The following is a 16,073-nucleotide window of genomic DNA, read 5'->3' on the forward strand; positions in this document are numbered from 1 at the left end:
ATCCTCCTCGTACGTAGTGTTGGCATACGCCGAAGATTAGAATAGCAAAGCGACATATACAAAAAATAGACAACACTAAAATCCTCGCTTTTGGACACAAAATTGAACACAAAAAAGGATACTCCTCAATCGGAGCATCCTGTTCAAATGGTTGTTATATTGTCCAGTTAATTTTGACGCGCAGATCGGTAGTACCTTCCATTTTGGACACATAATAAGATATCGATTTCATGCCAAGTTGGTACAAATCCTGCAAATCTTCAATCAGCCCAGCCTCCGTACCCTTGTACCTGAATGTCAGCGAGGTTCCGCCTTCCTTCAGCTTACTCTGAACCTTGGTCTTCAGGGCAGCATGGCCTTTAACCGCATCCTCTTCATCATACAGGGAATAGTCGAGAGCGTGGTACAGCTTCTGATAAGCGGCTTTTTTGCTATCTCCAGCCTTCACCAGCTTTAATAAAGCTTCTCGATATGGGGCTGGCGCAGCGGGGTACTTGCTTTTGCCTGTCCAGATATGGTCACGTGCCATCTCATCATCACTCAGCAAATAATAGCTGTGGCTCACCTTACCTTTGCGGTCAGGGGTAGGATCATCCCAGGTGGTGTCCATGTGATACCACTTGCCGTCCAGGTTCACGATATTCCAGGCATGAAGCTGCCCACCTGCTGTACCTTCCACAATCCGGTTATCGATACCTACTCGCTCCAGCATCCGATAGGCCAACAGTGAATATCCCTGACATACGGTACTGCCTGTAACAAGCCCGTCGTAGGCCGTATATTTCTTGAGCGAAGTATCGTAGGAAAGGTTAAGCACAATCCAGTCATGGATGACCTTGACCTTCTCATGATCCGTCATGCCTGGTTTGATGATTTCTTTCAACACGTTTGTGACTTTACGATTCACATAATCCGTCTGCTCCTTGGTCTCCCGATAGGAGAGAGTCACATGCACCTCGGCGGACACATTGGATCCTTTATAATTAAATGCATAACTTTTAACGGTATATTGGATATAGGGGTCACTCTTCATTGCCTCATCGATGGAGGTTTGTAATTGTTTTTTGAGGCCTTTCACATTGCCTTTGTATGTAAAAACAAGTTCCTCCGTTCGCTGTGACATTGCGGTAAGCAAGGTCTGGCGCAAATCTGTTGCCGTGGATATATCCGATGTCCCTGATGCAGCATACAGTTGATCCAGATCAACCGTACGTGGTAACGCTACAGCAATCAGACAGCCTGCCAGCAGTATGGTGATAATTCGTTTCCCGTTCTTACCCATGAAAGGAACCCACCCTTCTTTGCAAAGTTCTCACGCCCTATTGTATCACAAAAGGGTCTGTCGTCATTCTAGTTTTGTAAAAGCAAATCAAAAGAGACCTTCTATGGAAGGTCCCTTTGATCTTTAGTTCATTGAATCACGATTACCCGTTATCTTCATCCTATGATTCGCTTGGGCATGATATGAGTGATTCCTCGTCTAATACAGGCGATTACCACTCATAAATGTATCTGTTTTACCTTGAAGCTTCGCCAGCCGTTCCAATACCTGTGACGCTTCAGCTACCGTCACTTTGCGTGCAGGCATGAACCGTCCTTCAATCGAAGGAAGCAATCCCAGCTTCAGACTCAGGGAAACCGCTCCCTTACTTGTAATGGCACTGGCATCCGCAATGTTGGGAAGATCCGATGGCAACGTATAGAATCCGGCCAGCTTCTCATAGCGTAAAATACGTACAAGCAGCACTGCCAATTCTTCACGTGTCATCTCTTCCTGCGGATTCAAATTCTGTTCAGGGTCCGCTCCGGCAAGCCAGCGCTGATCGATTAATGCCCGAACTGCCTTATAATACGGGCTGTCAGGTGTCACATCAGCGTATAACTTGTCATCTCCGTCCCCACTGTAGTACAGATCCATATTTGGATTAATCGCTCTTGCCAGATAGTTAAACCAATCTCCTCGGGTAATCACACGATCCGGGAATACGCGTCCCTGCTCATCAGCAAGCAATACGCCATGCTGTGTCATATTGCGTAGAGCTGCTTCGGCCACATGACCCAAGATGTCCGTAGGTTCAGCCTCGGTTGCTGAGCTTGTGTCCCCGTATAAAAGCTTCCACTCTCCTGTGTTCGCATCCAGCGCTTCATAGTTGCCATAGATTGAATTCTCATCACGTGTAGGCATATAAGCAAGGTTCACCCCCGCTGGGATGACTTGACCACCGTTCGTACCATATCCCCCATAACGGGAATATGCGAGGATCAGCTTGAACTCCTCCAGATAGAGTGCCTTGGCCTCTTCATAACTGATGGCTGGCTTATCATCTGCTGGCAATTGTTCAGGTGTTGCGGCAATGCGTGTATAGAACTCGTTCACGGTTCCATCGTTCAACACCTGCACTTGTGCCGTATCATCTTTCACCTGAATTCCGTTCAGATAGCGTTGGAACATAAACGTACGAGCATCGTCTATCTCAATAACGTTAGCCAGTCGGAACTGCTCCGTTGCGTCTGGAACTAGCGCAATCACTGTGTCCATCGCCAGTTTCTCAGCCTGCTTCCGCGTTACCAATTTGCCTGCCTTCTCCTCAGCCGGCTTCTCCTGTTCCATCTCCGGTCCGATTCGTTGCATCATCGTATAGCTGTAGATCTGCCCGGTAACTGCATCTACCTGTGCTGAGATATCCCGCATGAACATATAGGACATATTGGCACTTCGATCACTCCAGCTCAAACTCCACACCTGATTGTTCGGACTTGAGTAATATCCCTTGCCCAGCTGGCTATGTTCCAGCTTATAACCCTTGGGAATATCAAAGTTTGTTGCGACCCGATTGGCGGCCTGTTGAACATTTAACCTCGTACCATTGGCCGGCACAAAAGGCGTTACATCACCTTTCAACTTCGTATCCTGCTGCAAAGAATCTTCATCCACAGCTTTACCTGTTAATGTATTAATCCGTTCCAACGTATTGGCTTCAATCGGAACGATACTGATATTTTTTGGTGTATATGCAAGATAATACTGCTGACCCTGTTTGGAAGATAGACGATCTTTGGCGATATAAGCCAGTTCCACATCGAACTGTTCTTCAAACTGCTGTCTTGCCTTCTCTTCTGAAGCTGCCGGTTTCGATGAGGGATACTTGGCTTCAATAGTACCTCGTGAGTAACCTGTCACCAAACCACTTTCATCCACATTAATGTAGACTGTCTCTGCATCAGATAACAATCCATCATGTTTTAACTGGTACCCGTATCGATACTCTGTTCTGCCAAACAATGACTCTTGTTCAATGGAAGAATACAGATCTCCAAGCGGAGCATATTCATTGTCCTTAAGACCTGGAATCGCTTGGTACAACAATGCCACGGCCTTTTCTTCAGCTTCAGCTTTGGTTAGCTTCACATCCGATTCCGAGACATGTTTGTCTAGGATATCCGACGGCAAATGTACACTTAACACTTCCCCTGTGCCTGCATGTACAGTTCCACTGAATCCCGACGTATGATTACCTTGTGTAATCTGGAACCCGATCTCCCATGCCTTGTAGTCTGGCGTTGGATAGGAATTAGGTGAATCGAATCGTGCAGATGAGATTGTTGCTTTTTTTAACAATGGAAACAATTTCAGTATATTTTCACTGGCTTGCCTGGATGAGATTTTTGCTCCCTCTGGCACGTCATTGCTCGTTGCGTCTAGTTGTTCATTTTCCCCCGTTGTCGCTTCGGTCAACTGCTCTGCTTGCGCGGCTGATGCACTGCCTGCAAAACCTGGTGTTTGCGAAGCAAGCAGCAGTGTTGCCATCGCTGCGGTTGTTGCTTTGGTTGCGAACATTTTCAAAGTTAGATTACACTTCCAATTCAAACTCAAATCTGGACCTCTCCCTTCAATTTCATACAAAGAAGCATAACAAATAACCTCGCATGAATATTGCCAGTCTATTCTATGATACCATAAGCTTCCTTTTTAATCGTCGTTTTCGGGGCAATTTTACAAATGTGAATTTCTGCATATTGCTATTAACAGCAAAAAAAACGCCAACCACGTTGGCGTTTTCTCTGTTAGCCTGCACTCTTATGTAGGCTGATTCTACCTTGTCAACTACTCGCTATAGACGAATCGTTCGACTTCGCCTGACCTTGAACATGGATTTTCAAAAAGGGAATCACGGTATCCCAGAAGGCGGGATCTTCCTCGGAACAACTGTGTCCTCCGCTGTTGACCCATAGATGTTCAACAGGCGGATCGGCTTTGGACATAAAATATTCAAGCTCACTCGGGGGAATGAAATTATCTCCCTTGGAGTGCACCATAAGCATTGGCAGTTGCATCCCCCTGCGCCGTTCATTCAGCATCATCACCGGTTCACGCTGACGATAGGATTTCAGAGATTCACCCAGTCGCCAGAACCAGATTCTCGGAATTAACTGGGCTAGTGGAAATAAGGGCAGACGCCGGCGTCTCAGCTCCGAACTGACGATTACCTCAAATTGCGATGGCATCGAGTCCGTAATCACTGCTGATACAGGAATTCCCTCCGTCACTGCAAGAATCGTACCCAGTCCACCCAAAGAATGTCCAAGTACTCCGATGGCATCCGCATCAATCTCTGGTCGTGCAGTCGTATACTGCAACGCCGCGAGCAGATCATCCCGGAACAGGTAGGCAGATGCAGCACGAACCGGATCACTGGCCCCATGACTACGCACATCATACATAAATAAGGCATATCCAGCTTCCCAGATCGGACGTGCGTAACGAAGAACACGGGAGCGATTGGAGCCCCATCCATGTGCAATGATAACGAGCGGCCATGGTTTCGGAATGTCGGCTCTGGCCGGGATGAACCAGCCATGCACCCGACCTCCCCCACTGTCAAAGGTCACATCCTCAAATGGCATTGGGGGTGTCAGTGTGATTGGAATCTTCTTAGGTGTCTGGCTCTTTACCGCTGCCTTCCATAAACCACCTGCCGTTACTGCGGCCACGGCGAGCATGCCGCCTATCATTGTTTTAGCTTTCACAGGGCATCTCTCCTCTCCGAATTCTGGCATACATCCATCATAAAACAATAGAGTGAACGGCATGTTAAGTCACATGGGTTTTTATGATAAAGATTAATCCAACAACTAATTTTTCGGAACCATCATATATATACCCAAATATACATATCCCTCATCTGATGCTGGAATCCTAGACTACAGCTGCTTCCACAAATCTCCGTGCACATGCTGCAATCCACTCATGATCTCCTGCCACAAGAGCTTCTCGTGGTAAAAGTGCACTTCCCAGACCTACGGCAGCAGCACCTGCTGCATAGTAGTCAGCAATATTCTCCAGTGTGGCGCCGCCTGTTGCCAGCAGTGGAATATGATTCAATGGAGCTTTGATCTCCCGCAGATACGGTATGCCCAGACTCGCCATCGGAAACAACTTCACAACTCGTGCTCCCGCTTCATGGGCAGCGACAATCTCCGTGGGTGTCATGGCTCCAGGCCAGATCTCGACACCATGTTCTACAGCATATTCAATGACAGACAGATCGACATTGGGAGACACCAGAAATTGTGCTCCTGCAGCGACTGCTTCCTTCGCCATCTGCACATTCAGAACCGTACCCGCTCCAACATAAGCCTTTCCTTCATGCCGCTCACGCCAGTCTGCAATAATATCATGTGCTCCAGGTGTGTTCAGTGTGACTTCCATCAGTCGGATGCCACCACCTGTCATACCTTGTCCAGCTGTTACTGCCGCTTCACGACTTATACCACGCACAATCGCGACCAGCCTCGACTCTAATAAAACTTCCGTCAGATTCATATCCAGTTCCCCTTGCTTCATCAATTCGGCAGCCGAAGACAGGCAATCATGGTCACCGCTTTTCCGTTATTCATTATTGTAAAGCATATCCTCCCCTGGATGAAATACATTAATCCATTACTGAAGTGAATTCGAGAGATACTATAAAGTGAATACATTTCAACGTAAAAAAACCTCTCCATGGAAATGGGGATGATTCACCCATTCAATTCCACGAAAGAGGCAGTATTTCGACTGAAAATACTAAGCATTTTCCAATACGTTATCCTTCTCCAAATCTTTAAAGTATCGATCGTTATATAACATGCTCGGATGTGTTGGATGATAGGCGAGTGCGATATCATTATGTTCTCGGGCCTTGGCACGGTTACCCATCCGGTCATAACACACACATAGTTGCAGATGCGGCATCCAGGTCCAGGCTGCTTCATTCAGCACTACCATAGGATCATCGGGACGTACAGCACGAGTCGCCTGTTCGTACCAGAACAGGGCCTTGCGATAATCTTCACGGTCGGCAAAATAACCACCCAATCGACAGCAAATCTCGGCTCTTGGCAAATCATAGGCAAATGATCGGAACAACGCGGTGACTTCCTGTTCCGGACGTTCAAGTGCAGCTTCACAATCCGCAATTTTCTGGCACGCAGCGATCTGATCTTCCACCCAGCCCAGCCCGGTATCCAGAAACTTCTCATAGTACTTCACCGCATCCTCATGCTGTCCATGGTCCTTCAGTTCATTACCGAAGTAGTACAAGTCACGCGGCCCAAATTCCTCTCCGGCCTGTTCCCTTTTGCGATAGATCCGCAGATTCCGATCGGTATACTCCTTATCTTTTTTGTGGGTAACCGCTATATCACTATGCAGCAGATTGCCCGCTACAGCCAGGTATTCATGCACCGCGCCAATCCAGCGAAATTGCCGATCCCGACGCACCAGACGATTCCGGCGCAGGTTGTAGGCTACCTTGCCATCTGCTGTGAATGACAGATTGTAATCCATCGTGACACTATCAACATCCGGGTCCAGCGAACGTTTCAAGGCGATCAGTTTCGCCCGATCTTCCGGTTCAAACACATCGTCGGCATCCAGCCACAGAATATATTCACTCTTTGCCTGATCGAAGGCATAGTTGCGTGCTGCTGCAAAGTCATCCACCCACTCAAAATCAACAATACGATCCGTATATCTGGAAGCAATCTGACGGGTACGATCCGTCGAACCGGTATCCACGATTACAATCTCATCGGCAATACCGTTGACCGAGTCCAGACATCTGGCAAGGGAAGCTTCTTCATTTTTCACAATCATACACAGGGTAATACTGATCGTCTCCTCACCTCTTCTCGCCCTGCGATTAAAGGCGGATACCCCCGGCAGTTCGGACAATCGATAAATGTGGTACGCAGGGAAATGAGTATCGACGAACAAACGAAAACCCAGTGCCTGAGCACGAATGCAAAAATGACGATCTTCACCCCAGAAGGATACATTGGGGATCTGGTCATATGAAACTCCTGCTGCCAGCACATTTTTGCGAATAAGAGTACATGCCCCCAGCCCTCCAACTTCATAACAACCCGGGATCCGCAACTGACTCAGAAAAGCAGTCGTTTGTGTGCCCTCGTCCTCCGCCTCGGTTCCGTCTAATGTTTTACCACCGCGGCGATACAAGGCATACTCATCTTGCAGCCATACCTGCGGCATTTCCCTGGCATCTTGCTGCCAGCGGGTCCAAAAGATATTGGATACAATGTCTTTGCCACTCGATACAAGTTGCTCCAGCGTCCGTGGATGCAGCACCAAGTCAGAATCAATCAGGAAAACCGCATCGTAGTGGTTTTCACGTGCATATTGCAATATGCGATTTTTCAAACCGGCTACACGCCAAATCTGCTCATCCTGCCAATAGTGTCCTCCCTCATCCTTGCTGTACACCCCTTTGTTGTCAGGACTACCGCTACCATGTTCATCTGCTTGAATAACCGTCCCCTTATGCTGAAGCACAAATTCTTGCAATATATTCGATGCGGCTTCTTCCACGTTATCGTCAACAAACAGATAATCCGTCTTCACTGTTGTTCGTTCCAGTGCATGCAGAGAATCCAGAAATTCACGGAGCACCGGCGTTGTCTGGCGAACCGGGCTGGCGATCAGTATTCTTTCCTGGCCAAGCTCTTCAAGCTTTTCCGATTGGCGGGTTTCCAGCGATTTATCAGAACGTCTGGACGGTCGATGATTACTCTGGCTCTCTTTCTGGTTTTCATGTTGGTTTTGATGTTGCTTCTCTTTCTGTTTCTCATTTTCTTGGGAATTCGGCTCTAATGGAGGTTTGGATTCTTCTTGCGATTGGTGTAACGGGTCTTTCTTCAACGTGCTCACTCCCCCTCTCCTTATTCGACCCATGCCAACAGTCGTGGCTCTTGATCCAATATCGATTCGTACTGTTCCTTCCAGCCGTATTTTGCTTCAGGGTCCAGTGCTTGATAACGTTCATATTTGCGGATGCGGTCTTCTTCCCGCGCCCAACCATAGTGCTTCACCCGGGGAGCATGACATCCATAGGACCAATGCTGGATCGTTAACGGAAAACGCCCACAATGCTGGGGTGTCTCTTTCCATTCATAGTTCATCCCCGGGTGATAACGAATCAGAAATGGCCGATAATAGGCATGCGCCTGCCAGAACTCATCTTCCCGGTAATGCGTCTCACTCCACATATCAAACAATCTGAAATAGATCGCATCTTCATTGCCACTGAGCAGCAGATCACGTACCACCCCAAAGTCACTGGTTAGAATCTCATCCGCATCCAGATTCAAAATCCACTCCGGATTGGTCGCCACCGTCTCTTCCCATTGCTGTTTTCTCAGGCTTACCTCGTCTGCAAAACGTGAAGCAGCGTTCTCCACTAATACGAGTGGAATACCGTCCAGAAGTTCCCGGCACAGCGCGACCGTTGCATCCGTACTTCCGTCATCAATGATTACTGCGCGATCAATCCAGGGACGATGTCTCTCCAGTGCCTGCCTGAGATAGCGATTCTCTTCATTACGAACGATCATCGACAAGGTAATATGTGGTCTTCCATGTTCCTCATGTCTATCCAAAGCTTCACCCCCTTGCTCAAGCTTCTACCTATTAAAATGTCGGACACACGATACCTGGACGAATCACAATCCTCTATTTCCAATCTATGCAGAGCCGGAATGCGGATATGCAGGCCAAGTAAACCTTTCATGGGGTTAATCTTGATGAACGACAAAAAAAGCACCCGCCTTCGCGGATGCTTTTAAGGTAATCACAAGATTAATGTAGTGAAATAAATGAATTAACGGTATTCAGCCAAACGATCATTGAGACTACGTGTCTGTCCATAGACTTCCTGGTACAGTGTGAACAGTCCATCATAGACGGCAACCGTTTCCGGGTTCGGCTCATAGGACTTCGCTGGACGAATAAACGCTGTTGCACATTCCTGCAAGGACGGGAACCAGCCACAACCATAGGCAGCCAGCATTGCTGCACCCATCGCAGGACCCTGTTCGCTCTCCAGCTTCACAATCGTGGCGTTAAAGACATCCGCCTGCATTTGCAACCAAGCTTCGTTCTTGGCACCGCCACCAATGGAGATGACTTCATTGACGGTTTTACCTGCGCCGCGCAGAATATCAATGGATTCGCGCAGCGAGAAGGTAATGCCCTCCATTACCGCACGTCCAAAGTGCTCCAGCTTGTGCCCTGCATCCATACCGATGAAGCTGCCACGGATATTCGCATCCGGATGAGGTGTACGCTCCCCAACGATATACGGTGTGAACAACAATCCATTGCTGCCCGCCGGAATCTGATCAATGCCCTGCAAGAGCACATCAAATGATTTGTCCGCGGCAAACGTATCCTTGAACCAGGACAGGCTATATCCTGCGGCAAGCGTTACCCCCATAATATAGAAGGCATCTTTCTCCCCGTGATTGAAAAAGTGTACTTTGCCTTCGAAATCGAGATCTTTGCGCTCTTCGTAGGAAAGCACCACCCCGGACGTTCCGATGCTGCACATCGTCTGTCCTTCACTCAGAATGCCTGCGCCAATCGCACCGCATGCATTATCCGCACCACCTGCATATACTTTCGTCGCAGCCGCCAGACCCGTTTGATCCGCAATCTCAGGAAGCAACGTGCCCACTTCCTCAAACGATTCCACAAGACGTGGACAAAGAGAGATTGGCAGCTCTAATGCTTCTGCAATCTCGTTGCTCCACTGCTTGCCTGCAACGTCCAGCAGCAAGGTACCCGCTGCATCGGAATAATCCATAGCGTAATCCCCTGTCAGGCGATAACGCACATAGTCTTTTGGCAACAGGAACAAGGATGCTTGCTGTAACAATTCAGGCTCATTCTCCTGAACCCACAGAATTTTCGGCAAGGTGAATCCTTCCAGTGCACGGTTCCGGGCAATGCTTAACAGCTTGCCATCCAGCACTTTTTCGATGCGACGGCACTGAGCCGTTGTGCGTGTATCATTCCACAAGATTGCATTCCGCAGTGGTTTACCTTCGGCATCAACCAAAACCAGTCCATGCATCTGTCCGGAGAAGCTCAGACCTTCAATTTCCGAAGGCTGCACGCCAGATACTTCGAGCAGTTTGCGCAGGGAAACAATCGTCTGCTCTACCCAATCTTCGGGATTTTGTTCACTGTATCCAGCCTTGGGCTGGTACAACGGGTATGCCTCGGATGCTTCAAATGCCACTTTTCCCTCACGATTAACCAACACGGTTTTGACCGCACTGGTTCCCAGATCGACACCAATTACGTAACTCATAGGTTAACTCCTCTCGTTTATAACAGGATTGTATAAATGAAACCTCGATGCTCATGTGGTCACTTCGTGAGCAGAAAACCCTTGGATCGCCGTTACCCCCGGATTTCCTTTATACCCTTTGGCAAGGGTGAAATCCGGGGATAAATGCGACCGCTTTGCTTCCTCAGGTCCTTTCTGCTCACTCCGTTCTGCATACACCATCTTAGACAACCATTTATATCAAAACAGTAAAAACGTACTCGTTTTTGTAGCAAAAAAATTGATCCAATGACCTTGATTCATCATTGGTTATAAATGAAACCTTGATGCTCATAAGGTCACTACCTGATCAGAAAACCCTTGGATCGCCATTACCCCCGGATTTCCTTTATACCCTTTGGCAAGGGTGAAATCCGGGGATAAATGCGCACGCTTTGCTTCTCGGGTCCTTTCTGCTCACTCCGTTTTGCATGCATGATCCTGGACACACATGGATATGAAACGAGTAAAACGTACTCGTTTTTGTAGCAAAAAAATTGATCCAATGACCTTGATTCGTCATTGGTTATAAATGAAACCTTGATACGCATGTAGATCACTTGTGCATGATTGGCTCAGGTATCAAAAAACCGTCCCCGCCTTCCCAGGGGAAAGTCGGGGACGGTCCGAATGTCATGCTTGTTCAGGCGTTCCATGGTACAAGCTAATCTTGTGTGCATAGGCTAGTTTGGATACTAATGTCCCAACCACATATGAGTAACCATCGGTTGTCGACGTACACGAACCCTGCCTAATTCGCTATTAGTCAGCCAAGATGTACTGGTTGAGTTGTGCTCTCAGCAATTCCTGACGTCCGGATTGGTTTTTGCGTGGGCTTTCGTTGTTGAGTGCATACTCAGCAAGGGATGCCAGTGTTGCTTTACCTGCAACCACATCTGCACCAATACCTTCGCTGAAGCTGCTGTAACGTTTTTCGATGAAGTCATCGAATACGCGATCTTCAATCAGTTTTGCAGCCACTTTCAGACCTTTAGCATACGTGTCCATACCTGCGATGTGTGCCAGGAACAGATCGTCTGCTTCAAAGGAACCACGACGTACTTTCGCGTCAAAGTTCACACCACCACGGCCGATACCGCCGTTTTTCAATACTTCATACATAGTCAGTGTCGCATCGTACATATCAACCGGGAACTCATCTGTATCCCAACCGATCAACATATCGCCTTGGTTCGCATCAAGGGAACCGAGCATACCGTTGGTACGAGCAACACGGATTTCGTGATCAAATGTATGGCCAGCCAGTGTAGCATGGTTTGCTTCCAGGTTGAGTTTGAAGTGTTTGTCCAAACCGTATTTTTGCAAGAAAGCAATGGAAGTTGCTGCATCATAATCATATTGGTGTTTCGTTGGCTCTTTTGGTTTAGGCTCGATCAGGAATTGTGCGTCAAAGCCAATTTCCTTCGCGTAGTCTACAGCCATGTGGAACATGCGAGCAATGTTGTCTTGCTCCAGTTGCATGTCTGTGTTCAGCAATGTGTCGTAACCTTCACGACCGCCCCAGAAGACATAGTTTTCAGCTCCCAGACGTTTACCAACTTCCAGACCTTTCTTGATCTGTGCTGCAGCGTGAGCATACACGTCTGCGTTGCAAGTGGATGCTGCACCAAACATGAAGCGTGGGTTCGAGAACATGTTCGCCGTGTTCCAGAGCAGTTTTTTGCCGCTGGATTTCATATGATCTTCAATCAGATCAACGATTGTATCAATGTTGCTGTAGAACTCGCGCAGGTTGTTGCCTTCTGGTGCAATGTCCACATCGTGGAAACAGAAGAACGGGAGATTCATTTTTTCCAAAAATTCAAATGCTGCTTCCACGCGTACTTTCGCGAGGTCCAGACCCGAGTATTTATCCCATGAACGAACAGCTGTCTCTGCACCGAACGGGTCACTGCCGCCTGCAGTTAATGTATGCCAGTAAGCCATGCCGAAACGGAAATGTTCTTCCATCGATTTGCCGGCTACCACTTCTTCCGGATTATAATGTTTAAAAGCAAAAGGATTCTTGGAATCTTTACCTTCGAATGAAATTTTATTAACGGATTCAAAATAGGCCATGTGTAAAATGCCTCCTCAATAGTTTTAAGAAATCGTTTACACCGTTATCCTATCACATCGAATTTACTTTGTCTATTGGTTAAACAAAGTAAAAATAAAATTGTTTTTTACACGCTTGTTTACGCTATAATAGTCGAATAACTTGTTTCGGATGTGGGTCAGAACCCTTTAACAGAAGAATAGGAGTGCCTTAACGATATGAAAATAACCGGAGACCAGATGCTGGTCAAAAAAATAAACAAGTCGATCGTTCTGGATACGATCCGGCGCCATGCCCCTCTTTCTCGCGCACGAGTGTCCGAGGTTACGGGGCTGAACAAAGCAACGGTATCCAACCTGGTTGCTGATCTGATCAGTGATGACCTGGTACAGGAGATTGGCCCTGGGGAATCCAGCGGCGGACGTAAACCACTTATGCTGCTATTTCGAGGGACATCAGGCTATGCAGTCGGTCTGGAACTCAGTGTGACCCATTTGAAAGGCGTGCTTACAGATCTCGAAGGACACATCATTACAGAGTACGCAGTAACCTTGGAACATCATGACGTCTCCTCTGTACTGGAGCAATTGAAATTGGCAGCAAAACAGCTCATTGAAGCAGCTCCTGCTTCCCCTCACGGTGTCATTGGTATTGGCATCGGCGTGCCGGGCATGGTGGATGAGGCAGGAACGGTCCTGTTTGCACCCAACTTGGGGTGGGAGAAGGTAGCTCTGCGCTCGATGCTTGAAGAAGAATTTGAACTGCCTGTAACGATCGATAATGAAGCCAATGCTGGTGCCCATGGAGAGCTGAATTTTGGGGCAGGTATCGGTGTCCGTCACATGATCTACATCAGTGCAGGCATGGGGATTGGTTCAGGCATCATGGTGGATGGTGAATTATACAAAGGTGCGTGGGGATACGCAGGGGAAACAGGCCATATGTCCATTGAAGCGGAAGGTCTTCCCTGTTCCTGTGGTAATCGTGGTTGCTGGGAGTTATACGCATCGGAAAAAGCCTATGAACACCCGGATCATCAGCTAAAATTACCTGCTCATACCACACGCGAGCTTATTCATCATGCGGAGCAAGGCCACGATGCTGTTCAAGAATTATACAACACGATTGGACGCAAACTGGGGATTGGCATTACCAATATCGTTAACAGTTTCAACCCGGAACGTATTATCATTGGCGGTCCGCTCTCTGAAGCAGGTCCCTGGATTGAAACAGCGTTAAAACAAGTTGTCGAGGAACGTACATTACCTTATCACCGCCGCAGTTTGCAGATTGAATGGGCAGCTCTGGGCAGCCGTTCCACCCGGGTTGGTGCCGCTTACTCTGCAATATCCCAATTTTTAGGTAAAATAAGAGTGTCCGTCTAATAACAGATGAAAATTGACATCATTTCGCCCCATTTCCTCCCTTTTTGTTAAAGAAATCCAGATGTATAATGGGGTTATGTGATTTTTGTCATGGCTGTGTGGATATAGCTGTGTTAATTCCGATAACGAAACGGAGTGAAAAGAAGCGTGACCTACGTGGATACTTCAGATATCTCGGCGCAAATGTTTGTCACCGTACTCCTGTTCCTGATTGTGCTTGCGCCCCTGTTCAGCCTTGGCATACTCCGATTGTTTCAGAGCAAAAAGAAGGCTGGTTTCATGTACATGCTGTCAGGAGTGCTGGTATATGTTGTGTTTCAGACTTTCATGAGTATTTTTTTCTAAATTATATTCTGCCTTAGCCACAAAAAACCGTACCCTTCCGGGTACGGTTCTTTCTATATCCTAACGGCTCGCGAAAACCGGAATTGCATATGAATCGAAAATTTCTTTCAACATATGATGATTCAGATAATCAGCCTGATTTAAGCTTCCAATGCTTTAGCAAATTGAGTTTTGTTCATACCCAGAATGCGGTGTTCACCAATTACAGTCAATGGCACGGCACGTACGCCCATGTCCCATACTTGTTGTGCAAATTCATCGCTAGTTTCGATGTTGCGCTCTTCATAAGAGATACCTTTGTCAGCCAGGAATGTTTTTACGGATTTGCAGTTGGGGCAGTTCGTTGATGTATATACAATTACGTTTTCCATGTTTAATTCACCTCATATGGTTTTATATTAATCTATAGTTTGGTTGGAATCAGCTAGTTCTATTAAAGAACAACTGCGCTGTGCTCCAAGCTTTCAATATATTTCTCAGTATCCATAGCAGCCATACATCCGCTACCTGCCGCTGTGATTGCTTGTTTGTAACGTGTATCCTGAACGTCACCACAAGCGAATACGCCTGGGATGTTTGTCTCGGATGTGCCTGGTGTAGTCAGGATATAACCGTGTTCGTCCGTAGTGATCTGTCCGCCAAGGAAACCAGTGTTTGGTGTGTGACCGATAGCTACGAATACGCCGCTTGCCGGAATCACTTCTTCTTCACCTGTTTCATTGTTCAACACTTTAAGTCCGGTTACGCCGTTGTCGCCAGCAAGTACTTCGAGTGGTGTACGGTTCAAAGCCATCTCTACTTTTTCGTTGCTGCGTGCACGATCCTGCATGATTTTGGAGCCACGCAGTTCTTCACGACGGTGTACCAGTGTTACTTTGGAACCGAAACGGGACAAGAAGCTTGCTTCCTCAAGGGCAGAGTCGCCACCGCCGATGACGATGATTTCTTTGTTACGGAAGAAGAATCCATCACATGTTGCACATGTGCTGACACCGCGGCCTACATTCGTTTCTTCACCAGGAATACCGAGGTATTTAGCAGATGCACCTGTAGACAGGATCAATGTTTCGGATACGAGTTCCCCCATACCTTCAACTTGAATCTTGAATGGACGCTCGCTCATGTCGATGTTGTTCACCCAGCCTGTGCGGAATTCAGCACCGAAACGCTCAGCTTGTTTACGCATGTTGTCCATCAGTTCAGGACCCATAATGCCATCAGGGAAACCTGGGAAGTTCTCCACTTCCGTTGTTGTTGTCAGTTGGCCACCAGGTTGTGGTCCTTCAATAACGAGTGGGTTCAAGTTGGCACGTGCCAGATAGATTGCTGCTGTCAGCCCTGCAGGGCCTGTTCCAATAATAATTGATTTATACATGTATAGTTCCTCCCCCGGGTTCTGCAAAAAGGTTAGACCCTCCGGCATCAAAAGCTTAGGCTTTTGCATACACTAGAACGAAAAGCCCACATCATGTCCACAAGACCTGCCTGTGATATGACAATGGCCCTATGCAGAAACGGAATTCTAATTTATAATCATTCTAATCTGTTGTTCATTATGATCTCTTTTATGTACGGTGTCAATGCTCGGCAGCGATTATGAAGAAGTCTTCATCA

The 16,073-nt window shown here is 47.5% G+C and carries 13 protein-coding genes; 2 read left to right on the forward strand and 11 right to left on the reverse strand.

All coding sequences use genetic code 11. The features are described 5' to 3' along the window. Positions 1-154: 154 nt before the first annotated feature. The 9 genes from ACETMN_RS28585 to xylA form a co-directional block, all read right to left on the reverse strand. A complete protein-coding gene (locus ACETMN_RS28585; RefSeq protein WP_105601880.1) occupies positions 155-1,282 on the reverse strand; it encodes a transglutaminase domain-containing protein in 1,128 nt (375 codons plus the stop codon). A gap of 198 nt (positions 1,283-1,480) precedes the next feature. Continuing rightward, positions 1,481-3,874 (reverse strand): S-layer homology domain-containing protein, encoded by a 2,394-nt coding sequence (locus ACETMN_RS28590; RefSeq protein WP_341073962.1) that lies wholly within the window; start codon positions 3,872-3,874, stop codon positions 1,481-1,483. Positions 3,875-4,101: 227 nt separating this feature from the next. Continuing rightward, positions 4,102-5,028: an alpha/beta hydrolase gene (locus ACETMN_RS28595; RefSeq protein ID WP_223199777.1), complete on the reverse strand. Its 927-nt coding sequence runs from the start codon at positions 5,026-5,028 to the stop codon at positions 4,102-4,104. Between the two features lie 169 nt (positions 5,029-5,197). After that, entirely contained in the window at positions 5,198-5,824 is a 627-nt protein-coding gene (locus tag ACETMN_RS28600) for a bifunctional 4-hydroxy-2-oxoglutarate aldolase/2-dehydro-3-deoxy-phosphogluconate aldolase (protein ID WP_091019305.1), read from the reverse strand. A gap of 243 nt (positions 5,825-6,067) precedes the next feature. Further along, a complete protein-coding gene (locus ACETMN_RS28605) occupies positions 6,068-7,138 on the reverse strand; it encodes a glycosyltransferase (protein WP_218780912.1) in 1,071 nt (356 codons plus the stop codon). A 1,082-nt stretch (positions 7,139-8,220) separates the two neighbouring features. Next, entirely contained in the window at positions 8,221-8,937 is a 717-nt protein-coding gene (locus ACETMN_RS28610) for a glycosyltransferase family 2 protein (protein ID WP_256975288.1), read from the reverse strand. Between the two features lie 221 nt (positions 8,938-9,158). Beyond that, positions 9,159-10,652, reverse strand: coding sequence for a xylulokinase (gene xylB / locus ACETMN_RS28615; RefSeq protein ID WP_091019301.1), 1,494 nt, complete (start codon positions 10,650-10,652; stop codon positions 9,159-9,161). Positions 10,653-10,703: 51 nt separating this feature from the next. Next, positions 10,704-10,862, reverse strand: coding sequence for a hypothetical protein (locus ACETMN_RS28620; protein WP_192135787.1), 159 nt, complete (start codon positions 10,860-10,862; stop codon positions 10,704-10,706). 570 nt (positions 10,863-11,432) lie between these two features. Then, positions 11,433-12,749, reverse strand: coding sequence for a xylose isomerase (xylA, locus tag ACETMN_RS28625; RefSeq protein ID WP_091019299.1), 1,317 nt, complete (start codon positions 12,747-12,749; stop codon positions 11,433-11,435). Positions 12,750-12,947: 198 nt separating this feature from the next. Here xylA and ACETMN_RS28630 point away from each other — a divergent pair, with 198 nt between their 5' ends. Together ACETMN_RS28630 and ACETMN_RS28635 are read left to right on the forward strand one after the other, a co-directional pair. Further along, on the forward strand, positions 12,948-14,114 hold the full coding sequence (locus tag ACETMN_RS28630) for an ROK family protein (protein WP_091019297.1): 1,167 nt from the start codon (positions 12,948-12,950) through the stop codon (positions 14,112-14,114). A 147-nt stretch (positions 14,115-14,261) separates the two neighbouring features. Beyond that, the gene (locus tag ACETMN_RS28635) at positions 14,262-14,459 is read left to right on the forward strand and encodes a hypothetical protein (RefSeq protein ID WP_053779005.1); all 198 of its coding nucleotides are present in this window, start codon (positions 14,262-14,264) and stop codon (positions 14,457-14,459) included. Between the two features lie 140 nt (positions 14,460-14,599). Here the strand turns inward: ACETMN_RS28635 and ACETMN_RS28640 are convergent, their stop codons facing one another. Both ACETMN_RS28640 and trxB read right to left on the reverse strand, forming a co-directional pair. After that, complete coding sequence (locus ACETMN_RS28640; protein ID WP_091019295.1) at positions 14,600-14,830, reverse strand: glutaredoxin family protein; 231 nt, start codon at positions 14,828-14,830, stop codon at positions 14,600-14,602. Between the two features lie 62 nt (positions 14,831-14,892). Further along, a complete protein-coding gene (gene trxB, locus ACETMN_RS28645; RefSeq protein ID WP_036668032.1) occupies positions 14,893-15,834 on the reverse strand; it encodes a thioredoxin-disulfide reductase in 942 nt (313 codons plus the stop codon). Between the last annotated feature and the right edge of the window lie 239 nt (positions 15,835-16,073).

Origin of the sequence: Paenibacillus sp. M2, assembly GCF_046713495.1 — a bacterium.
Taxonomy (GTDB): domain Bacteria; phylum Bacillota; class Bacilli; order Paenibacillales; family Paenibacillaceae; genus Paenibacillus; species Paenibacillus amylolyticus_B.

What these genes read in the sequence shown, in the direction of transcription:
- ACETMN_RS28585 (WP_105601880.1), bottom strand. Translation starts at nt 1,282, where the DNA reads ATGGGTAAGAACGGGAAACGAATTATCACCATACTGCTGGCAGGCTGT.
- ACETMN_RS28600 (WP_091019305.1), bottom strand. Translation starts at nt 5,824, where the DNA reads ATGAATCTGACGGAAGTTTTATTAGAGTCGAGGCTGGTCGCGATTGTG.
- ACETMN_RS28605 (WP_218780912.1), bottom strand. Translation starts at nt 7,138, where the DNA reads ATGATTGTGAAAAATGAAGAAGCTTCCCTTGCCAGATGTCTGGACTCG.
- xylB (WP_091019301.1), bottom strand. Translation starts at nt 10,652, where the DNA reads ATGAGTTACGTAATTGGTGTCGATCTGGGAACCAGTGCGGTCAAAACC.
- xylA (WP_091019299.1), bottom strand. Translation starts at nt 12,749, where the DNA reads ATGGCCTATTTTGAATCCGTTAATAAAATTTCATTCGAAGGTAAAGAT.
- ACETMN_RS28630 (WP_091019297.1), top strand. Translation starts at nt 12,948, where the DNA reads ATGAAAATAACCGGAGACCAGATGCTGGTCAAAAAAATAAACAAGTCG.
- ACETMN_RS28640 (WP_091019295.1), bottom strand. Translation starts at nt 14,830, where the DNA reads ATGGAAAACGTAATTGTATATACATCAACGAACTGCCCCAACTGCAAA.
- trxB (WP_036668032.1), bottom strand. Translation starts at nt 15,834, where the DNA reads ATGTATAAATCAATTATTATTGGAACAGGCCCTGCAGGGCTGACAGCA.